The 20446-nt window shown below is 70.9% G+C and carries 17 protein-coding genes and 2 pseudogenes; 11 read left to right on the top strand and 8 right to left on the bottom strand.

Translation table 11 applies throughout. The features are described from left to right. Positions 1-61: 61 nt before the first annotated feature. Entirely contained in the window at positions 62-775 is a 714-nt protein-coding gene (locus tag IF20_RS07070; protein WP_052864143.1) for a GH12 family glycosyl hydrolase domain-containing protein, read from the top strand. 94 nt (positions 776-869) lie between these two features. Here the strand turns inward: IF20_RS07070 and IF20_RS07065 are convergent, their stop codons facing one another. Next, the gene (locus IF20_RS07065; RefSeq protein WP_234426550.1) at positions 870-2171 is read right to left on the bottom strand and encodes a sensor histidine kinase; all 1302 of its coding nucleotides are present in this window, start codon (positions 2169-2171) and stop codon (positions 870-872) included. Positions 2172-2334: 163 nt separating this feature from the next. Here IF20_RS07065 and IF20_RS39855 point away from each other — a divergent pair, with 163 nt between their 5' ends. The 3 genes from IF20_RS39855 to IF20_RS07050 all read left to right on the top strand — a co-directional run bounded on the left by IF20_RS39855 (position 2335) and on the right by IF20_RS07050 (position 7810). Beyond that, complete coding sequence (locus tag IF20_RS39855) at positions 2335-3861, top strand: pyridoxal phosphate-dependent aminotransferase (RefSeq protein WP_234426549.1); 1527 nt, start codon at positions 2335-2337, stop codon at positions 3859-3861. A gap of 171 nt (positions 3862-4032) precedes the next feature. Then, positions 4033-5463, top strand: a complete 1431-nt coding sequence (locus tag IF20_RS07055) for a carboxypeptidase regulatory-like domain-containing protein (RefSeq protein WP_110943909.1) — start codon at positions 4033-4035, stop codon at positions 5461-5463. Between the two features lie 298 nt (positions 5464-5761). Next, complete coding sequence (locus IF20_RS07050) at positions 5762-7810, top strand: MFS transporter (RefSeq protein WP_234426548.1); 2049 nt, start codon at positions 5762-5764, stop codon at positions 7808-7810. 132 nt (positions 7811-7942) lie between these two features. Here the strand turns inward: IF20_RS07050 and IF20_RS07045 are convergent, their stop codons facing one another. Together IF20_RS07045 and IF20_RS07040 are read right to left on the bottom strand one after the other, a co-directional pair. Next, entirely contained in the window at positions 7943-8239 is a 297-nt protein-coding gene (locus IF20_RS07045; RefSeq protein ID WP_234426547.1) for a hypothetical protein, read from the bottom strand. A 571-nt stretch (positions 8240-8810) separates the two neighbouring features. Then, on the bottom strand, positions 8811-9911 hold the full coding sequence (locus IF20_RS07040) for an NADH:flavin oxidoreductase/NADH oxidase (protein WP_052864141.1): 1101 nt from the start codon (positions 9909-9911) through the stop codon (positions 8811-8813). 736 nt (positions 9912-10647) lie between these two features. On the opposite strand from IF20_RS07040, the pseudogene IF20_RS37475 reads away from it, so the two are divergent. After that, positions 10648-11441 (top strand): annotated as a pseudogene (locus IF20_RS37475) (IS5 family transposase); the annotation flags it as partial. A gap of 61 nt (positions 11442-11502) precedes the next feature. On the opposite strand, the gene IF20_RS07030 reads toward IF20_RS37475, so the two are convergent. After that, positions 11503-12096: a TetR/AcrR family transcriptional regulator gene (locus IF20_RS07030; protein WP_052864140.1), complete on the bottom strand. Its 594-nt coding sequence runs from the start codon at positions 12094-12096 to the stop codon at positions 11503-11505. A gap of 61 nt (positions 12097-12157) precedes the next feature. Here IF20_RS07030 and IF20_RS07025 point away from each other — a divergent pair, with 61 nt between their 5' ends. Beyond that, the gene (locus IF20_RS07025) at positions 12158-13054 is read left to right on the top strand and encodes an oxidoreductase (protein ID WP_052864139.1); all 897 of its coding nucleotides are present in this window, start codon (positions 12158-12160) and stop codon (positions 13052-13054) included. A 280-nt stretch (positions 13055-13334) separates the two neighbouring features. On the opposite strand, the gene IF20_RS07020 is transcribed toward IF20_RS07025, so the two are convergent. After that, entirely contained in the window at positions 13335-14246 is a 912-nt protein-coding gene (locus IF20_RS07020; protein ID WP_052864441.1) for a LysR family transcriptional regulator, read from the bottom strand. Between the two features lie 72 nt (positions 14247-14318). On the opposite strand from IF20_RS07020, the gene IF20_RS07015 reads away from it, so the two are divergent. Further along, positions 14319-15206 (top strand): SDR family NAD(P)-dependent oxidoreductase, encoded by an 888-nt coding sequence (locus tag IF20_RS07015; protein WP_052864138.1) that lies wholly within the window; start codon positions 14319-14321, stop codon positions 15204-15206. A 115-nt stretch (positions 15207-15321) separates the two neighbouring features. Then, positions 15322-16251, top strand: a complete 930-nt coding sequence (locus tag IF20_RS07010) for an SDR family NAD(P)-dependent oxidoreductase (protein WP_052864137.1) — start codon at positions 15322-15324, stop codon at positions 16249-16251. A 100-nt stretch (positions 16252-16351) separates the two neighbouring features. Here the strand turns inward: IF20_RS07010 and IF20_RS07005 are convergent, their stop codons facing one another. Further along, a complete protein-coding gene (locus IF20_RS07005) occupies positions 16352-16894 on the bottom strand; it encodes a TetR/AcrR family transcriptional regulator (RefSeq protein ID WP_052864136.1) in 543 nt (180 codons plus the stop codon). 76 nt (positions 16895-16970) lie between these two features. Between IF20_RS07005 and IF20_RS07000 the strand changes: the two genes are divergently transcribed. From IF20_RS07000 to IF20_RS06995, 3 genes are read left to right on the top strand one after another with little or no spacing between them, the layout of a single operon-like run. Then, the gene (locus tag IF20_RS07000) at positions 16971-18020 is read left to right on the top strand and encodes an aldo/keto reductase (protein WP_052864135.1); all 1050 of its coding nucleotides are present in this window, start codon (positions 16971-16973) and stop codon (positions 18018-18020) included. After that, on the top strand, positions 18017-18154 hold the full coding sequence (locus IF20_RS39850) for a hypothetical protein (RefSeq protein WP_234426546.1): 138 nt from the start codon (positions 18017-18019) through the stop codon (positions 18152-18154). The genes IF20_RS07000 and IF20_RS39850 overlap by 4 nt, the downstream gene beginning before the upstream one ends. Before the next feature lie 10 nt (positions 18155-18164). After that, the gene (locus IF20_RS06995) at positions 18165-19187 is read left to right on the top strand and encodes an SDR family oxidoreductase (protein WP_052864134.1); all 1023 of its coding nucleotides are present in this window, start codon (positions 18165-18167) and stop codon (positions 19185-19187) included. Positions 19188-19417: 230 nt separating this feature from the next. On the opposite strand, the pseudogene IF20_RS37465 reads toward IF20_RS06995, so the two are convergent. Together IF20_RS37465 and IF20_RS06985 are read right to left on the bottom strand one after the other, a co-directional pair. Then, positions 19418-19534: pseudogene (locus IF20_RS37465) on the bottom strand (transposase); the annotation flags it as partial. 383 nt (positions 19535-19917) lie between these two features. Further along, a complete protein-coding gene (locus IF20_RS06985) occupies positions 19918-20328 on the bottom strand; it encodes a RidA family protein (RefSeq protein ID WP_052864132.1) in 411 nt (136 codons plus the stop codon). Between the last annotated feature and the right edge of the window lie 118 nt (positions 20329-20446).

The raw sequence follows: 20446 nt of genomic DNA, 5'->3' as shown, positions 1-20446 counted from the left end.
ATCGCGGTACAGCGCGACTTCCCGCACCGCGACTCCCCCACAGCACCGGAAGGGACTTCCCATGACACACCACAGCCCGCGCCCCGGCACCCGGCTCCCGCTGGCCCTCGCCGCCGCCTTCACCGCCCTGCTCGGCTTCGCGGCGGCCCCGGCGCAGGCCGCCACCTGGTCCTCCTCGGAGCCGTTCGGCTCGTACACCACCCCCGACGGTTACACGCTCTACAACAACGTCTGGGGATCGGGCGCCGGTTCCCAGACGATCCGGGCCGAGTCCGCGTCGGAGTGGGAGGTGACGGCCGACCACCCGGCCACCTCCGGCGTGAAGTCCTACCCCAACGCGAAGAAGGTCATCAACAAGCCGCTCAGCGCCCTCACCTCGCTGACCAGCTCGTACGACGTGAGCGTGCCGGCGTCCGGCGCGTACAGCACCACGTTCGACATCTGGGACAGCGACTACGACCACGAGGTGATGCTCTGGGTCAACCACACCGGCGCCGTCGGCCCCCTCGGCACCGAGCAGGCGACCGTCACCCTCGGCGGCGCCACCTGGAAGGTCTACAAGGGCGACAACGGGGCGAACCAGGTGTACTCGTTCCTGCGCACCTCCGACTCCTCGGCCGGTACGGTCGACCTCCTGCCGGTGCTGCGGTGGATCCAGCAGCGGGGCTGGTGGGGCGACGAGACCATCGGCGACGTGCAGTTCGGGTACGAGATCACCTCGTCCCCGGGCGGCCTGGACTTCACCACCCGCTCCTTCCGCGTCACCGGCGGCTAGGCCGTTCGGCCACGTCGTTAGGCCACGTCGTCCGGCCCCCTCGTTCAGCTACGTCGTTCGGCCACCTCGTCTCCGACGGACCTGGTATCAGCGGTCAGCCGGTGGTGCGCGGTGGGGCGGGGAGCGTGGCGCGGACCTCGAAGCCGCCGTCGGCCCGGGGACCTGACGTGATGTCACCACCGGCCAGCCGCACCCGCTCCGCCAGGCCGATCAGGCCGTGGCCGCCGCTGGGCAGCAAGGGGCCCGTGCCGTCCGGGGACGCGTCCGCCGGGCGGCCCGCCGGCCCATTGGTGACGCCTACGTTCAGCGTGCTCGGCCCGTAGCCGACGCGGATGTCCGTGGCCGCGCCGGGCGCGTGCTTGTGCACGTTGGTCAGCGCTTCCTGCACGACGCGGTAGGCGGCCCGTTCGACCTGCTCGGCGAGCGGTCGGGGCGTGCCTTCGCTGTGCAGCGTGACGGGCAGGCCGGCGGCGCGCGAGCTGTCGGCCAGCGCGGCGATGCGGTCGACGGCGGCGTTGTGCGCGTCGGCGGGGGCGGCGGTGTCGTCCCCGTCCGTCGCCGCGGGTTCGGGGCCGGGGCCGCTCTTGAGAAGGCCCAGCATCTCGCGCAGTTCGGTGAGGGCCTGCCGGCCGGCCGTCTGAATGATCTGCGCGGCCTCGGCCGTCACCTTGGGGTCGTGGGCCACGGTGGCCAGCGCGTTGGCGTGCACCACGATGAGGCTCACCTGGTGCGAGACCACGTCGTGCATCTCGCCGGCGATCCGCTGCCGCTCCTCGGCCCGTGCGGCCTCCGCGAGGAGCCGCTGCTCCCGTTCGGCGCGCTCGGCGCGCTCCACCAGTCCGGCCACGACGGCCCGCCGCTCTCCCATGTACAGGCCGAGGAGCAGCGGCACGAGGACCATGAGGACGAAGTTGACCAGCACCGAGCCGAGCAGTATCCGCGGGTGTGTCCAGGACTCCGCGTCCCAGGGGAGCACCACCACCAGCCCCACCACGGCCGTCACCCAGACCGTACGGCGGCTGTGCGGTCCCCGGTAGGCGCCTTCCGCGTAGAACGTGAAGGGAAGGACGAAGGGCGAGAACCGCAGCACCTTCGCGACGAGCGCGACCGCCAGCGCGACCTCGGGCACCCGGCGCCGCACCAGCAGGGGCAGCGCGCTCGCGGCGGCGAGCAGCAGGTTGACCCAGGGGGAAGCGGGCCCGAGGAACGGGTTCTTGACGCTGTTCCACACGGAGAGGGCCAGGGCGACCGCCGTGACCACCACGTCCGCGACGACCGGTGACCGGAGCAGGGACCGGCCGGTGCCGGCCGGTGCCGTCGTCCGGTGCTTTTCCGGTACGACCAGGCAGGAGCGGACGGAGTGCCGGATGCGCTGACTGCGACTGCTGGTGCTCACCTGGCGAGGATAGGCGGCGCGCTCTTCCGCCTGCCGGACAGGTGGCGGACCACCCATCGAATGCAATTTTCCTTGCATGTATCGTCGAGTCCGCAAGCGGGCTTGCGTCAACGGTCGGGCCCGCGACCCTACGGATCGATCCGCGTGAGGAGAGTGGTCCGCCGTGACCATGCATTCGGCGACCTTGGCCATCAACGAGACGATTCGGGCCCGCCGCGCCGCGGGCGAGAAGGTCCTGCACCTCGGCTTCGGCGAAGCCGGGCTGCCGGTGCCCGACGACATCGCGGCGGTACTGTCGTCCGCCGCCGGCCGCAACGCGTACGGCCCCGTGGTGGGCGAGGAGGCGGCGCGCGCGGCCGCGGCCGGATGGTTCACCCGCCGCGGCGTGGCCACCGGACCCGAGCAGGTGCTGTTCGGTCCCGGCAGCAAGGCGCTGCTCTTCGCGCTGCTCGCCGCGCTCCCCGGCGACGTGGTCCTGCCCTGCCCCGCCTGGGTCAGCTACGCGGCGCAGGCCGCGCTGGTCGGCAAGCGGGTCGTCGACGTACCGGTGCCGGCCGCGGCGGGCGGCGTGCCCGACCCCGCACTGCTGGAGGACGCGCTCGCCGCCGCGCGGGCGGACGGCGCGCGGCCCGGCGTACTGATCCTGACCGTGCCGGACAACCCGACCGGCACGGTCGCCCACGAGGCGGACGTCCGCGCGGTGTGCGCGATCGCCGAGCGGCACGGGCTGGTGGTGATCTCGGACGAGATCTACGCGGAGGTGCTGCATCCGAGCCCGGCCGCGGATGGCGTGGCGAAGGTTCCGCATCCGAGCCCGGCCACGGATGGTGCGGCGGAGGCGCTGACTGCGGACCACCTGGCCTCGCACGATGCGACGGAAGTGCTGCCTGCGAACCTGACCTCGCACGATGCGACGGAAGTGCTGCCTGCGAACCTGGCCTCGCACGATGCGACGGAAGTGCTGCCTGCGAACCTGACCTCGGACAGCGCGGCGGAAGTGCCGCAGTCGCCCTCGGCCGCGGGCGGTGCGGTGGCGCCCCGGCGCGCGCCCAGCCCCGTACACCACCTGCCCGAGCGCACGATCGTCACCAGCGGCCTCAGCAAGTCCATGGCGCTGGGCGGCTGGCGGATCGGGTTCGCGCGGGTGCCGGCAGGCGCCTGGGGAGCGCGGCTGATGCGCGACCTGACCGGCGTGGCCAGCGAGATCTGGTCCAGCCTGGCCGCACCCATGCAGGCCGCTGCCGCGCACATCCTGGCGGACCCGCCGGAGGTGCGGGCGTACATCGACGCGGCCCGGCGGCTGCACGGCACGGTCGCGCGCGCCGTGCACGCGGAATTCACCGCGGCCGGCGCACACTGCCGGGCGCCCGAGGCGGGGTTCTACCTGTACCCGGACTTCGAGCCGCTGCGGCCGGTGCTCGCCGGACGGTCCGTCACCACCGGGGCGGAGCTCGCCGGAGCGCTGCTGGCGGAGCACGGCGTCGGGGTGCTGGCGGGTGCGGCGTTCGGGGACGCGCCGGAGGGGCTGCGGGCCCGGGTGGCGACGAGCCTGCTGTACGGCGATACGGCCGACGAGCGCTGGGCGGCCCTGCGGTCGCCGGACCCGCTGTCGCTGCCGTGGATCGAGGCGTCGCTCACCCACCTCCGCGAGGCGCTCACCGCCCTCACCGCGCCGACCCGGGACCACTGACACCCGCCCGGCGCCGGACCGGGTCCGCGCGCGGATCCGCCCCCGCGCGGACCAATCCGCTGGGCCGAGTGCAGCAAAACGGGTGTGCCGGACCGGCCCGGCGGAGATTCCACAGCAGCGAAGGGTCGGCAATCCGCGGCGGCGACGTGGGCACGGTCAGGGAAGGGCGGCATGTCCGAAACACAGCAAGAGGCCGCGGCACCGGCCGACGGCGAACCGCGCCCGCGGTGGACGCACACGGCCAAGGTGCTCGTCAGCAGCCTCTGGTTCCCGGCGCTGTTCTTCTTCGGCTTCCTCTTCTGCTACCTGCTGGCCTTCCACAACCCCACGCCGCACGACATCCGGGTGGCCGTGCCGGCGCCGGCCGCCGGCCAGCTGCAGCAGACGCTCGACCACGCCGTCCCGGGCGGCTTCGAGGTGCGTCCGGTACAGGGCGGCGACGCCGCCCTCCGGAGCGCGGTACTGGAGCGCCACGTCGCCGGCGCGTACCTCCCCGACCCCGCCCACCCTGCGCTCTACACGGCCAAGGCGGGCGGCTTCGAGATCGAGGCCGTGCTCCAGCAGGTGTTCACGCCGATCGCCGAGCACGGCGGCACCCCCCTCAAGCAGGTCGAGCTCGCGCCCACCGCGCCCAAGGACGCCATGGGCACCAGCCTCTTCTACCTCTGCCTGGGCCTCACCATTCCGTCGTACATCATGGTGATGATGATGCTGCGGGCCACCGTCCTCAGCCGCTGGAAGAAGGTCGTCACCTTCGTCGTCTCCGGCGCCGTGATGGCCACGGCCGCCTTCTACATCGCGCTCGCGATGGACTGCATCGTGGACCGGCCGATCTGCCTGCTGTACATGTTCATGCTGAGCCTGGGCGTCTCCCTGACCTGCTACGGACTGGTCCCATTCGTCCGGCAGTTCTTCCCCGGGGTGGCCATCGTCGTCTTCGTGCTGCTGTCCATGCCGGCCAGCGGCGGGGCGATCCCGGTCGAGATGGTGCCGGCGTTCTTCCGCTGGCTGCATCCGTACATGCCGCTGGGCAACCTGGTGGACGCGCTGCGCAACGAGATGTACTTCGACGGCGTCGAGCTGTCCCGCCCGCTGCTGGCGCTGAGCCTCTGGATCGTCGCCGGTGTCGTACTGATCTGCATCGGCTACTTCTGGGAGCGGCACCGGGTGCGCGTGGCACGCTCCGGCGGTGACGAGGAGCTGACCCCGTCCGACCTGGAAGAGGCGGTGCAGGACCCGACATTCGAGATGCCGCATCCGATGCCGGTGCGCGCGGCCACGCACTACATCGGGGCGTCCGAGCCGATGCTGACCGGGCGCATCCGGGACACCGGGGAACAGCCGCTGCACGGTGTGCTGATCACCGTGACCACCACCGACGGACGGCAGCTGACGCGCACGCGCACCGACGAGCACGGCGGCTACAGCATCACCGGGCTGCCGGAGGGCTTCGTCAACGTCGTCGCCGGCGGGCCGCGCCGCATCCCGTCGATCAAGCGGGTGTACGTCAGGGACGGGTCGGTCGCCCACCAGGACTTCGTCCTGCGGCCGCGCGCGCAGGACCAGCCGCCGGGATCCGCGGGCGCCTCCGCCCCGTCCTGAGCGAGAACGAACAGGCGCGGGCGAGGTGACCGACGGACCCGAGCGAAGGTGATCGGGCAGTCGAGGCGACCGACGGACCTGAACGAGCGTAACCGGGGCGGTCGATGTGACCGACGTAATGGAAGGTTAAACACTTCCGTTCGTACGATGCTCTTCGGAATACCCGTGCGTGCGCACGAGTTCGTCCTGCACGTACGACACACGCCCACCGGTGGGCCCGTCCGCGGGTCCACCGGCGCGCGTACGCCACCGCCCGCCCGCTCCCTGTTCCCGGAGGTCCCAGGTAATGCCCCAGACGATGGCTCAACGACGCACGGGCGGAGTCGTCCTCGTCCTCGCCTTCGCCGGCATCGCGGTCGCCGTGATGCAAACGCTGCTCGTACCGGTCATCAAGGACCTGCCCACCCTCCTGGACACCGCGCCGTCCAACGCCACCTGGGTGATGACGTCCACCCTGCTCGCCGGCGCCGTCGCGACTCCGATCATGGGGCGGCTCGGCGACCTGTACGGCAAGCGCCGCATGCTGGTCATCAGCCTCGCGGTGATGGTCGTGGGATCGCTGGTCTGCGGCTTCACCAGCGACCTCGTCGTGATGATCGTCGGCCGTGCCCTGCAGGGCTTCGCCATGGGCGCCATCCCGCTCGGCATCGGCCTGATGCGGGACGAACTGCCCCGTGAGCGGCTCGGTTCGGCCCTGGCCCTGATGAGCTCCTCCATAGGCGTCGGCGGCGGACTCGCGCTGCCGGCAGCCGCCCTGATCGCCCAGCACGCGGACTGGCACGCCCTGTTCTTCGCCGCCGCCGGCCTGGGCGTCCTGTCGATCCTGCTGACGCTGACGGTCGTACCGGAGAGCGGCGTACGAGCCGAAGGCCGCTTCGACGTCGCGGGCGCCCTCGGGCTCTCCCTCGGCCTGGTCCTGTTCCTGCTGCCGATCACCAAGGGCAGCGACTGGGGCTGGAGTTCCGGTACGACGCTCGGCCTCTTCGGTGCCGCGCTCGTCGTGCTCGTCCTGTGGGGCCTGATGGAGCTGCGCATGAAGGCTCCGCTGGTCGACCTGCGTACCACCGTGCGCCGTGAGGTACTGCTCACCAACCTCGCCTCGATCATGGTCGGGGTGGCCTTCTACGCGATCTCGCTGGTCCTGCCGCAACTCCTCCAGCTGCCGACCGCCACCGGCTACGGCCTGGGCCGGTCCATGGTGGTCGCGGGGCTGTGCGTGGCGCCGCTGGGCCTGACGATGATGTTCACCGCGCCCGTCTACGCCCGGCTGTCGGCGCGGTACGGCCCGAAGCTCACCCTCATGCTCGGCATGCTGATCATCGCGATCGGCTACGGCGCGGGCCTCGGCCTGATGAACGCCGCCTGGCAGACCGTCATCATCTCGGTCATCGTCGGCGCCGGCATCGGCCTCGCGTACTCCTCCCTTCCGGCGCTGATCAACGGTGCCGTCGACCCGTCCGAGACGGGCGCGGCCAACGGCCTCAACACCCTGATGCGTTCGATCGGTACGTCGGTGTCGAGCGCCGTCATCGGCATGGTCCTCGCCGACACCGCGCACCACGTGGGCGGTGCGGCGGTCCCCACGATGCACGGCTTCCGCGTCTCGTTCCTCATCGCCACCGCGGCGGTCGCCCTCGGTCTGCTGCTCGCGATCTTCCTGCCGCGCAGCCGCCAGGTCTCCACCCCGCAACTGCTGGCCAGCAGCGAGGACGACCTCAGCCGGCAGGTGTCCGGGGCACCGGTCCCGGGGCCCCGGCAACCGTCCGGAACGGCAGTGGCAACCCCGCTGCAGTCGTCCGAAACGGCAGAAGCAGCCCCGCTGCAGTCGTCCGGAACGGTAGTAACAGCCCCGCTGCAGTCCTCCGGCTCAACCGTGGCAGCCCCGCTGCAGTCCTCCGGTGTGGCGATCCCCGCGCCCCGGCGGTCGTCCGGCACGGCGGTCCCCGCATCCCAGCCGGTCCCGGCCTCGGCCCCGGCCCCGGAGGCCCGGCCGGTGGCGGCGCCTCGGGCGTCCGGCGCCGGGTTCCGCGGTCGCGTCCTGGACCCGGCCGGCGCCCCCGTCCCCCGCGCCCGGGTGGCGCTGATCGACCGGCACGGGCGCCGGGCCGGCACCGCCCTCACCGACCACGACGGCCGCTACTCGGTCGCCGTCCCGGACGGCGGCGCGTACGTACTGGCCGCCATGGTCTCCGGCCACTCCCCGCGCGCTTCGGCAGCCGTGCACCACGGCGACGACCGCCCGGTCGACATCGACCTCGTCCTCACCACCACGGCCGCGACGGCGACCGCGGCCACGGCCACGACCACGCCCGCGGAACCCACGAGGCCGGAGGCCGGCAGCCGGTGAGCGGCACGTCCTGATGTCCGGCCGGCGGCTCACCCGCCGGCCGGGAGCCCGGGCACATCCGGGGAGCGGCCGGACGCGGACCAGACCCACCCCCTGGGGCACGGCACTAAGCCCGCCCCCTGGGGCACGGCACTAGGCCCGTCCCCTGGGGCACGCCTTGACCAGACGCACACCCGCGTTCTGCAGCGGCGCCAGGTCCGGTTCACGCCCCTGGGCCAGCGCCACGCGTACCTGCCCCGACGCCTCGCGGACCGCGGAGGCCGCCTCCTGGACCTCCGCGCCGGCCGACCGCTCCGTCAGCTCGGCGACGGCCTTGTCCAGGGCATCAACAGCTGCGTCCGCCCGCTGGTCGAGCGCGGACTCCAGTACGGCGTGCTGCAAGTCGCCGATGGCGTCGGACACCGCGAGTGCGAACTTCGCACACCCCACGGCCCTGTCCTGCCCCTCCGTCGGCTGACACCCCGTGAGCAGGGCGACCGCCAATAACACCGCCGCCCCGGCGCTTGCCGTCCGCTGCATGTCGTCACGTCCCTCCGGTGAACCGTGCGCCGCACCGCGAAGAGCAGGCCGCCGTGCGCCTGGCACGGCGCATCCTACGAACGACAGCCGCGCCCGGGGGAGGCCATTTTCCGCGCATCCGATCAGCGCCCGGAACAGGACACGTAGACGCCGACAGGGCCCCTCGGGGGCTCCCGTCGAATGCCGACTCGGCAGCACATTGCACCGTTGCAGTTGCGTCTACACGTCACCGCACGCCACCTGGACGATCGCCGACGTGCTCCAGAACACGCCGCTCGACGAGCCAGGTGCGGGGGCCAGGTCCCGCGAGCAACCACCTACCCGGTACCGAGTCGTCGGCCGCCCGTCACCGAGTCGTCGGCCGTCCGACACCGGATATGCGGCCGGCCCGTGCCGTACTCCTACGAGTGCGGCACGGGCCGGGCGATGCAGCGGATCCAGGCGCGTGCGGTCGTGCTGGATCAAGCGCCGTGGTACTGCATCAGGCGCGGTGGTACTGCTGCGCGACGTGCGGGTCGGCGCCCAGCTCGCGGGCGGCCTGCTGAGCGAAGTACGGGCTGCGCAGCAGCTCACGGCCGAGCAGCACCGCATCCGCCTCCCCATCGGCGACGATCTTCTCGGCCTGCTGCGCCTCGGTGATCAGGCCGACAGCGCCCACCGGCAGCCCGGTCTCCTTCTTCACCCGCGCGGCGAAGGGCACCTGGTAGTTCGGCACAGCCTCGATCTTCGCGTCCGGCGCGTTACCACCCGTGGAGGTGTCCAGCAGATCCACACCATGCGCCTTCAGCTCAGCAGCGAAGCGGACGGTCTCGTCGGCGGTCCAGCCCTCGCGCCCGTCCTCCGGGTTCTCGGTGAGCCAGTCGGTGGCCGAGATGCGGAAGAAGAGCGGCAGATCCTCGGGCCACACGGCACGCACCGCGTCCACGACCTCCAGCGCGAACCGCACCCGGTTCTCGTACGAGCCGCCGTACTCATCGGTGCGCCGGTTGGTGAACGGCGACAGGAACTCGTTGATCAAGTAGCCGTGCGCACCGTGAATCTCGGCGACCTGGAACCCGGCGTCCAGCGCGCGCCGCGCGGTCGCCGCGAACTGCTCCACGATCTCCTTGATCTCCGCCACCGACAGCTCCGCCGGCTCGGTCGACTTCCCGTCGAACGCCACCGCACTCGGCGCCACCGGCCGCCACCCATACCCCTCACCAGGAGCAATCGGCGCACCCCGATCCACCCAGGTCCGCTCGGTCGATGCCTTACGACCGGCGTGAGCTATCTGGATGCCGGCGACCGAACCCTGCGCCTTGATGAAGTCGGTGATGCGACGGAAGGCCGCGACCTGGGTGTCGTTCCACAGCCCCAGGTCATACGGGCTGATCCGCCCCTCGGGGCTGACGGCGGCGGCCTCGGTGATGATCAGGCCCGTGCCGCCGACGGCACGCGCAGCCAGATGCTGGAAGTGCCAGTCGTTGGGCGCCCCCTGCTCGGGGCCCTCCGGCGCCGCCGAGTACTGGCACATCGGAGCCATCCACAGACGGTTCGGAATGGTCAGCTGCCGGAGAGTGATCGGCTCGAACAGTGCGCTCACAACGGGCTCCCTGTACGTGAACGAGGGCGGGCTCGGCTCCGGACACAGCGACCCGAAGCCTTGGTACGACATCCATCGTAGTACGGCGAGTATCGAATGAAACAGACCACCCGACACTTCGACCAACCCGGCCGACTCGCCACTGAACTACGACACCCCTCGTACAACCGGGCACCGCCGGGGAACATTCCGCAACCAGCGCATCGAGACCCCCGTCACACGCCAGTCCAGGCTGCGACGTTCCGCTCCAGCGTGCAGCCGAGTCAACACGCTCAGCGACGGCTCAGGGCGCTGACCTGACCGCGATCACCAACAATCGCCGGAGCTGAGCGAGCACCTGACCTCATGAGCCGCCCCCTGACTCGGGCGTAGGCGGACGCCCCAAAGCAATCCCTGCGAGCGGGGAGCACACCGACGAAACTTCTCCACTTTCTGCGAGTACGGGCCATCCCCTCGGGTGCAGGCATGCCCCCCGCGGCATGACAGTGTCGGCCGGCCCGACGACGAGACACCATGACGAACCGCGCGAGGAGTCCGGCCGCCCTCCTCCAGAGCAGGTTGGTCCGACTGTGGTCGTTGGATGCCTGGCGCGACCTCTGGTGATGCGGGCCGTCCACCTCAATGACGCCAGCACACCCTTGTAAGTGATCAAGACATCTGACTCTCGCGTGTACCCGAGCGCCCACATCCCGGCCAGGGGAATGATCCCCATGGTTTCGTTGTACGGCATGGGCGCTTGCCGCACCATCAGCACTGGGTAGAGCCTGCACTCCCATCGGACGAACTGTGGTCGCTCATCGAGCCGTTGTCGCCCGAGCCGCCGCCGAAGCAGGTGGAAGGGCGGCCGCGGGCGCCGGACCGGCAGGCCCTGTGCGGGATCCTGTTCGTGCTGCACACCGGCATTCAGTGGGAGTACCTGCCGCAGGAACTCGGGTTCGGCTCGGGCATGACGTGTTGGCGCCGCCTGGCGGCCTGAAACGAGGCCGGTGTATGGGACCAGCTGCACCAGCTGCTGCTGAACAAGCCGCGGTCCAAGAACCAGCTGGACTGGTCCCGGGCGGTGATCGACTCCTCCCACGTCAGAGCGGCTCGACGGGGCCCAAAGGCGGCCCCAGCCCGGTCGACCGCGCACGCCCGGGCAGCAAGCACCACATCCTCACCGACGGCCAAGGCATCCCGCTCGCGGTGTCGCTGACCGGCGGAAACCGCAACGCGTCACGCAACTGCCTGCCTCTGTTGGAGAAGATTCCAGCGGTCACGGGAGTGGTCGGCCGGCCGCACAGGCGGCCGGACACGCTCTTCGCGGACCGCGGCTACGACCACGACAAGTACCGCCGACCCCTTCGGCAGCGCGGGATCCGGCCGGTGATCGCCGAACGGGACCGACCCCACGGCACCGGCCTGGGTACCTTCCGCCAGGTGGTCGAGCGGACGATCTCCTGGCTGCACGGCTTCCGACGCCTGCGCATCCGCTGGGAGAGACGCGACGACATCCACGAGGCATTCCTCGGCCTCGCCGTCTGCCTGATCACGCACCGACACGCCCAACTGACACGTCCAAAGGCTTTGTTGGGGTCAGTTCGAGGACGGCTCAGCATGGCCGCAGACCCGCCATCAGCGTTTCGATGCAGCCGGTGACGAGCGTGTCGAGCGGGAGGTCGCCGTTCATGCCCGTGGCGACGAGCACGGTCAGGCCCTGGAGGAGCGCCAGGAGGGTCATGTCGACCCGGCCGCTGGTGTCCGGGGCGATGTCACCGCGGTCGCGGGCCTCGTGCAGCAGTCGCAACGGTGCGGCGAAAGCCCGGTCGTTGGCAGCCGAAAGGGCATCATCGCGCGCCTCGCTCTTCGGGCGGTGCATCAGGGGCAGCAACGCGCGGTGTTCGACGGCGAACTCGACGTAGGTGCGGGCGAAGACCACGAGTCGAGCGGTGACGTCGCCCTCGGCGGTCTTCAGGGCCGCGTCGAGTCTGCGCCCCAGCCGCTCGTACCCCTCTTCGGCGAGCGCGTCCAGCAGTGCCGTCTTGTCGGCGAAGTGGCGGCGGGGCGCGCTGTTGCTCACTCCCGCTGTCCGTGCCAGTTCGCGCAGGGACAGGCCCTCGACGCCACGTTCGCCGAGGACGTTCTCCGCCTCTCGCAGCAGGGTGCTGCGCAGGTTGCCGTGATGGTAAGGCCGTACCGCGGTCATGGGGTCACCATAGTCCAATGTATTCATTGACTACAATGTATCCAATGAATACATTGAGGCTATGACCAACTCCCTCTCCACGGCACCTTGGACGGCCGGTCGACTGCCACCGCAGGACGGGCGCACGGTGATCATCACCGGCGCCAACAGCGGCATAGGCCTCGAAACGACCCGCGCCCTCGCTCGGGCCGGAGCTCACGTGATCATGGCCGTGCGGGACGTCGAACGCGCCCGGGCGCTCGCATCGCAACTGCCCGATACGATCGAACTGCGGCCGCTCGACCTCGCCGACCTCGCATCCGTTCACGCCTTCGCGGCCTCCGTCGACCACCCCTGCGACATCCTGATCAACAACGCGGGCGTGGCGAACGTGCCGCTGCGCCGGACCGCGGACGGCTTCGAGACCCACTTCGGCACCAACCACCTCGGTCACTTCGCCCTCAACAACCTGCTGCTGCCGAGGATCACCGACCGGGTGATCACCATCGCCTCCAACGCCCACAAGGGCGCCTCCCTGGACCTGAGCGATCCCAACTGGGAGCGTCGGAGCTACCGCTCCTCGGCCGCCTACGGCCAGTCCAAGCTCGCCAACCTGCTGTTCACCCTGGAACTGCAGAGCAGACTGACCGCGGCGGGCTCCACGGTGCGGGCCCTGGCCGCACACCCCGGGGCGGCGACGACCGGCCTGAACCGGCATCTCGGCCCGGTCATGAAGGCGGTCGCGGCGATCGCCGGCCGCTTCGTCATGCAGAGCGGGGCCGACGGGGCTCAACCGACCCTGTTCGCGGCCATCCGTGACCTGCCCGGGGCGAGCTACGTCGGCCCTGACGGTCGGGGCGGGCAGCGCGGCCGGCCCACGCTGGTCGCCCGCAGCACCGCCGCCCAGGACACGGACCTGGCGGCCCGGCTGTGGGAACTGTCCGAACGCCTCACGGCCACGTCCTTCCCCCTCGGGTGACGCCGAGCCGTGGACGACACAAGGGCACGAGACGGTCGTCCGTGCCGATCGACGCCGTCGCCGCCCGGAATTCCGGAGGAGAGAACTCCCAGGCGACCGACCCGAGGCGACGCCGGAGCGGCGTTCCCCTTGCATCTGCCGTGGCGCGTTCGTCGCCCCGGCGGAAGGGTCCGGCCCAGTAGCCGGCCCGCTCTGCGCTGTGTGGCCACGGCAGGGGAAGGCTGTCGCCGCCCAGGAGTTGCCGCCTCCGTGAGCGGTGACGGCGGGTTCGGGGCACCTGTCAGGTGACAGCGAGGGCGGCGGCGCGGAGGGCAGCCGCTACGCGGTTGACGGACTGCGTGGGACGGCGGCCGAGGCTGGCCAGGAGCAGTCGCCGTTGTTCCTGAGGGCCGCCGCGTACGGGGAGGATGCGGACGCCTTCGGGTGCGGCCGGGGCCAGGGCGGCGGGCACGGTGGTCAGCCCCGAACCGGCGGCGACGAGGTGGAGTTTGGCGAACCAGTCCCGGGCGGTGTGTGCGATGTCGGGTCGCTCGTCCAGACCCGGCCATACACCCATCAAACGGTCCTCGCCGGAGGAAGGGCCCGCGATCCAGCGCTGTCCCCGGAGGTCGGCCACGTCGACGAAGTCGCCGCGGGCGAGCGGATGGGTGGCGGGTACCGCCAGGCGCAGGGCGCGTTCGGTGAGTGTCTCCACCACGAGCGGGGGCGTCTCGGTGTCCGGCGGGCGGAAGGGGGGCGCCGAGCCGAGCAGGACCAGGTCCAGGCTGCCGGCGCGCAGGGCGCGTACCAGGACGGGGGTGGTGCCCTCGCGGCTGACGACCCGCAGGCCGGGGTCGGTGTGGCTGAGCTCGGTGAGGGCCCGGGGGAGGAGGACGGCTCCTGCGCTGGGGATCCATCCCAATCGGACGGTACCGGCCGCCGCGGGCAGGCCGGACAGTTCCCTGGCGGTCGCCTCGATCTCGTCGAGCACGACCGTCGCGTGGCGCAGGACGGTGCGGCCGGCCGCGGTCAGCCGCACTCCTTCGCGTCGGCGCTGCAGCAGTTGCGTGCCCGCGGCCCGTTCGATCGCTGCCACCTGCCGGGACACGGCGGACTGGGTGTAACCCAGTGAGGTGGCGGCCGCGGTGAAGGTCCGGTGCTCGGCGACGGCGCGAAAGACGCGCAGCGCGGTGAGGGAGACGTCCTCGATCATGACGATCACGCATACCAGATGTTCCGAACTCTCGTTGGACGCATGGTGCGCGGCGTTCTTAACGTGGCAGGCATGACCGCTTCTCGCATCGCTCTTGTCACCGGCGCCAACCAGGGGCTGGGCCGCGCCCTGGCCGAGGGACTGGCGGCCCGCATGAACGAGGACGATCTCGTCCTGCTCACCGGCCGCAACCGACAGCGGGTGGGGGAAGCCGCCCACGAGGTCGGCCGGTTGCCCGGCACTCGTGCCCGCGTCGAGGGCCACGTTCTGGACGTCACCGACACCGATGCCATCGCCCGTCTCGCCGGGGAGCTCCAGGCGCGTCACGGCGGGGTCGACGTCGTCGTGTCCAACGCGGTCGCCCGCCTTCTGCCCGAGGAGTCCCAGGCCGAGCGGGCCGATGAGTTCATCGACGTCTCCAACACCGCCACCCACGCGGTCCTGCGCGCCTTCGGCCCAGTCCTGCGCCCGGGCGGCCGGCTCCTGGTCGTGGCCAGCAGCCTGGGCACGCTCGGCCATCTCGATACCCGGCTGCACCACCTCTTCGACGGTGCGAGCCTCGACCAGGTCGAGTACGCCGTGGAGTCCTGGCGCAGCGCCGTCCACAGCAAGACGGCGCAGGAGGCGGGCTGGCCCCTGTGGCTGAACGTGCCGTCCAAGGTGGCTCAGGTCGCCGCCGTCCGCGCCGTCGCCGCCGAGCGCCGTGCACGCGACCTCGCCGACGGCACCCTGATCGCGGCCGTGTGCCCGGGCATGGTCGACACTGACACTTCGCGGCCCTGGTTCAGTGACCACAGCCGGGCCCAGACACCCGCCCGGGCCGCCGAAGCCGTGCTCGACCTGGTCTTCGCCGAGCCCGTGGACCCCGCCCTGTACGGCGAACTGGTGCGGTTCGGGAAGGTCCTGCCCTGGCGCGACGGCACACCCCCCGTGGAACAGGACCGGATGCTCATCCCCTGACCCGCTGGCCCCCTGAACACCCCTGAACACGCTGAGTCGTCGCGCCGGCTTGAAGACACGGCCGGCTCGAAGGCATGGCCTGCTCCGAAAACACAGCACATCAAGGAGTTTGTCCATGAGCCCCCTCACCACCCCCTTCGGTTTCTCCAGCACGACGGACGAGGTGACGCAGGGCGTCGACCTCACCGGCCGTCGTGCGGTGGTCACCGGTGCCTCGTCGGGGCTCGGCGCCGAGACGGCCCGGGCCCTGGCTGCCACGGGCGCGGAGGTCACCCTCGCCGTGCGGGACGTCGCCTCCGGAGAACGCGTCGCCAAGGACATCACCGCCTCCACCGGACGTCACGAGGTGCACGTGGCGCACCTGGACCTGTCCGACCCCGCGTCCGTCACCGCCTTCACCGCCGCCTGGCGCGGCCCGCTGCACGTCCTGGTGAACAACGCGGGCGTCATGGCCTGCCCCGAGCGGTACACCGAGCAGGGCTGGGAGTGGCAGTTCGCCACCAACCACCTGGGGCACTTCGCTCTCGCCACCGGCCTGCACCGGGCGCTGGCCGCCGACGGCAACGCGCGTGTGGTCGCGGTGAGTTCCTCCGGTCACCAGCGCTCCCCGATCGTGTGGGACGACGTGAACTTCGCCTTCCGCCCTTACGATCCGTGGCTCGCCTACGGCCAGTCCAAGACCGCGAACGTCCTCTTTGCCGTCGAAGCGACCCGCCGCTGGGCCGCGGACAACATCACCGTCAACGCGTGCATGCCCGGAGCCATCCACACGAACCTGCAGAGGCACACTTCCGGGCGCGGCAGTGGGCTGGTCCCCGACCATCTGATCAAGACGGTCGAGCAGGGAGCGGCGACCTCCGTCCTGCTCGCCGCCTCACCGCTCCTCGACGGCGTGGGTGGCCGCTACTTCGTCGACTGCAACGAGAGCGACGTCGTCGACCGCCGCACCGGCACCTTGCACGGCGTCGCCCGCTACGCCGTCGCCCCGGACAACGCCGGGCGCCTGTGGGACCTGTCGCGGGAACTCCTCGCACAGGCCCGCTGAGCACCTTCGCCGGACACGACCGCGCGCCACCGTCAGCACGCGGTCGTCACCCGGTCTCCGGCCGGTCCTCGACTGATCTCCGATGATCTCCGGCCGGTCCTCAGCGCTGCGGCTGTGCGCGCAGCCCGTCGAGGATGAGCGCGAGCATGCGCGGAGCGCGGTCCTCGGGGACGGCGGCGGCACGCCAGAGCGCACCGGTGAGCTGGAGGAAGTCACCGGGGTCCGCGTCCGCGCGGATGCTCCCGTCCTCCTTGCCGGCGTCGAGGAGCTCGGTGATGGCGGTGATGACCGGGCCGTAGCTCTGTTCGCTCATCGCCTGGTGCGCGCTGGGGCTGAGGGCCTCGCCCAGGCCGTGCTTCCTGCGCATGGCCTCGACCAGATCGAGCGTCCAGGCGCGCAGCGCCTCCAGGGGCGGCAACTCGGCGAGCAGGTCGGGCACGGTGCCGGTGATGCGGGTGACCTCGTCCTGGTAGACGGCCAGGACCAGCGCCTCGCGGGTGGGGAAGTTGCGGTACAGCGTGCCCGGCCCGACACCGGCGCGCTGGGCGATCTGGTTCATCGACGTGCCGCCGTCCTCGCCCAGCGCCTCGCGGGCGGCAGCGAGGATGCGTGCCCTGTTCTCACGGGCGTCGGATCGGACCACGAGATCTCCCCTTGCTAAGTGGAGAACTCTCCACTACGTTATTCGGAGAGTTCTCCACTTACTTTAGAGGGGCACCATGCACTACATCAAGCTCGGCACCACCGGCCTGGACGTGTCACCGATCGCCATCGGCGCCATGACCTACGGCGAGCCCGACCGCGGGCACCCCGTCTGGTCGAAGGGCGAGGAGGAGGCCCGCCCGCTCATCAAGCACGCCCTGGAGGCGGGCATCAACTTCTTCGACACCGCCAACCTGTACTCCAACGGCTCCAGCGAGGAAATTCTCGGCCGCGCACTGAAGGACTACGCCGACCGCGACGCCGTGGTCATCGCCACGAAACTACGTCACCCGATGCGCCCGGGCCCGAACGGACGCGGACTGTCACGCAAGGCGATCATGACGGAGGTCGACCACTCCCTGCGCCGCCTCGGCACGGACTACATCGACCTCTACCAGATCCACCGCAACGACCACTCCACCCCCTGGGAGGAGACCCTCCAGGCCCTCAGCGACCTGGTGCAGGCCGGCAAGGTCCGCTACCTCGGCGCCTCCTCCATGCACGCCTGGGAGTTCGCCAAGGCCCTCCACCTGCAGAAGCAGCACGGCTGGGCGCGGTTCGTGTCGATGCAGAACCACTACAACCTCCTCGCCCGCGAAGAGGAACGGGAGATGATCCCGCTGTGCCTGGACGAAGGCGTCGGCACCCTCATCTGGTCCCCCCTGGCCCGCGGCCGCCTGGCCCGGGCCTGGGACGACGCCCGCACCACCCAACGCTCCGAAACCGACGCGGCCTACGCCGATCTGCTCTACGCACCCGCACAGGAAGCCTCCAACAAGGCGATCACCGACGCGGTCGGCCAGGTGGCCGACGCGCACGGCGCGAGCCGCGCCCAGATCGCGCTCGCCTGGCTGCGCCGCCAGCCGGTGGTCACCGCGCCCCTGGTCGGCGCCGGCTCCATCCGCCAGATCGACCAGGCCGTGGCCTCCCTCGACATCGACCTCACCGACGACGAGGTGCGCACCCTGGAAGCCCCGTACACCCCGCGCCACGACTGGCAGGGCGTCTCCGACGAAGCCGAGCTGGAGGCCATCCGCCGGCGCATCCCCGGCATGGCGCTGTCATGAACACCGGCTGGGTGGTCTACGGCATCCTCCTGGCCGTCGGCGCGTTCCTCGTGTTCGACCCGCGCAAGGGCATCCACCCGACCACTGCCCGCGACACCCCCACCCACCCCCTTCCCACCCACGCCACCAGCTGAGGAGACACCCATGACACCCGTACTGGTCACCGGAGGAACCGGATTCATCGGAAGCTGGTGCATCCTCGCCCTGCTCGACGCCGGCCACACCGTCCGCACCACCGTCCGCGACCCACAGCGCGAACCGGCCTTGCGCTCCCGGCTGCACGAGGCCGCCGTCTTCGACGACGACCGGCTCACCGTCGTACGCGCCGACCTCCAGCACTCCGACGGCTGGGACGCCGCCGTAGCCGACTGTGAGCACGTCCTCCACGTCGCTTCACCCACCCTGCGTCACACCCCCGCAAGCGACGACGACCTGGTCGTCCCGGCCCGCGAAGGGGTCCTGCGCGTCCTGCGCGCCGCCCGTGACGCAGGCGTCCGCCGTACCGTGCTGACCAGCGCCTTCGGCGCCGTCGGCATCGGACACCCCCCACGCTCCACCCCGTTCACCGAGGAGGACTGGACCGACATCGACGCCGATATCCCGCCCTACCAGCGTTCCAAGACCCTCGCCGAGCGTGCCGCCTGGCAGTTCATCCAAGAGGAAGGCGGCGGTATGGAACTGACCGCCGTACACCCCGTGGGCGTCTTCGGCCCCCTCCTCGGCCCCGACGACCCGCCCTCCCTGCGCCTGGTCCGCAGGATGCTGGAGGGACGCGTCCCCGCCTGCCCGCCCTTCGGCATGGGCTACGTCGACGTCCGCGACGTCGCCGACCTGCACGTGCGCGCCATGACCGACCCCGCGGCCGCCGACGAACGCTTCCTCGCCGTCGCGGGCCACAGCCTGCGCGTCGTCGACATCGCCCGCATCCTGCACGACCGCCTGGGCGAACGCGCCGCCAAGGCCCCGACCCGCGAACTGCCCGTCTGGCTCACCCGGGCCCTGGCCACCGTCAACCCCGAACTGCGCCTGCTCAAGCACCAGCTGGGCCGCGACCTCGACGCGACCGGTGCGAAGGCGGAGAAGCTCCTCGGCTGGAAGGCGCGTCCGATCGAGGACACGATCGCGGACACCGCCGAAAGCCTGCTCGCCCACGGCATCGGCGCATGACCTCGTCGGCTGCCTCATCACACAGAACGGTCTCGACGCGAAGCGGCGCAGTTGGTCCTGAGCCGGGCCCGCAAAGTGCTGGCGACGCTGGCCTGTTCGTGGTGCGACGCCCATGAACCGACCGATGAATCGTGGGCGGCGATCGACCCGTTGCTGGCCCTGCCTCGGATGGGCAGGCCAGTGCGAGACCCCCTGGCTGCGTGAGGGCCGCGTGATGAACAAGCACGCGACGGCGCGCCCAGTGAAGGCGCAGCAGTGTCGAACACGGTGGAGTCGTTGACATTGCCCGGCGTGACCACGACAGCCAGGGGCAGACCGCGCCCATCCGCCGCGAGGTGGACCTTGGTGAAACCGCTTTTGTTAACGCCAGTTAGGGCCGTTGGCCGAGCGCAGTTGCTTCCGCCAGTCCGCGCTGGGGGCCGGGACCACCGGACAGATGCGGATTGTCTCGATGCAGATCGCAGCCCGCCTCGGCGTGACGGCACGCATGCCGTCTTGCGTGCCGTCTTGCATGCGCATCAGCACGTTCTCAGTGAACTGTTGGACGAGGTGCGGTTCCACTGTGAAGAAGACCCTGTACGCATCGGGCTCGTAGTCTCCCGAGTTCCACGGAGATAGATCGACGGAGATCACGTTTGTGGCGGTTATGGCGGCTTCGGCACCACCCTGCTGATGAAGGAGGGTGGCAGCGTCCAGGCCGCGCTCGGCCGCCGCAGTGTGTCAGCGGGCATCACGAATCGAGTACAGCGGCGACGGCCTCGATCTCGACGAGCTGGTCCTTATAACCCAGCACAGTGACACCCATCAAAGTGCTGGGAACATCATGGTCAGCGAACGAGTCCCGGACTACCTCCCAAGCAGCCACCAAATCCTCCCGACGGGCCGATGCCACGAGAACCCTCGTACTGATGACGTCCTGAAGGGACGCGCCGGCGGCAGTGAGAGCAGCCTGCATGTTCTCGACGGCCTTCAGCGCCTGACCTGCGTAGTCCCCGATCGCTGCTGTCGAGCCGTCGTCGTTCAGTGGACACGCCCCGGCAAGGAAGATCAGGCGGGACTCGGCAGGCGCCGTAGCTGCATAAGCGTACTCGGCGACGTCGGACAGGGAAGCGGAGCGGATCAGAGTGATGGCACGAGCCACGGTCGTTGAGTCCTTTCCCATCGAGTGTTGAGCCCGGACATCCTGCCAACGGCGCGTTGGCGCCGTCTTCCCTTTTTTGCTGTTTCACGGCACCGTCGTCATGCCCGGTCGACACGCG

Source organism: Streptomyces niger, from assembly GCF_000718305.1.
GTDB classification, from domain to species: domain Bacteria; phylum Actinomycetota; class Actinomycetes; order Streptomycetales; family Streptomycetaceae; genus Streptomyces; species Streptomyces niger.
Note: the sequence above shows the minus strand (reverse complement) of the source record. Positions and strands in the feature narration are given on the sequence as shown.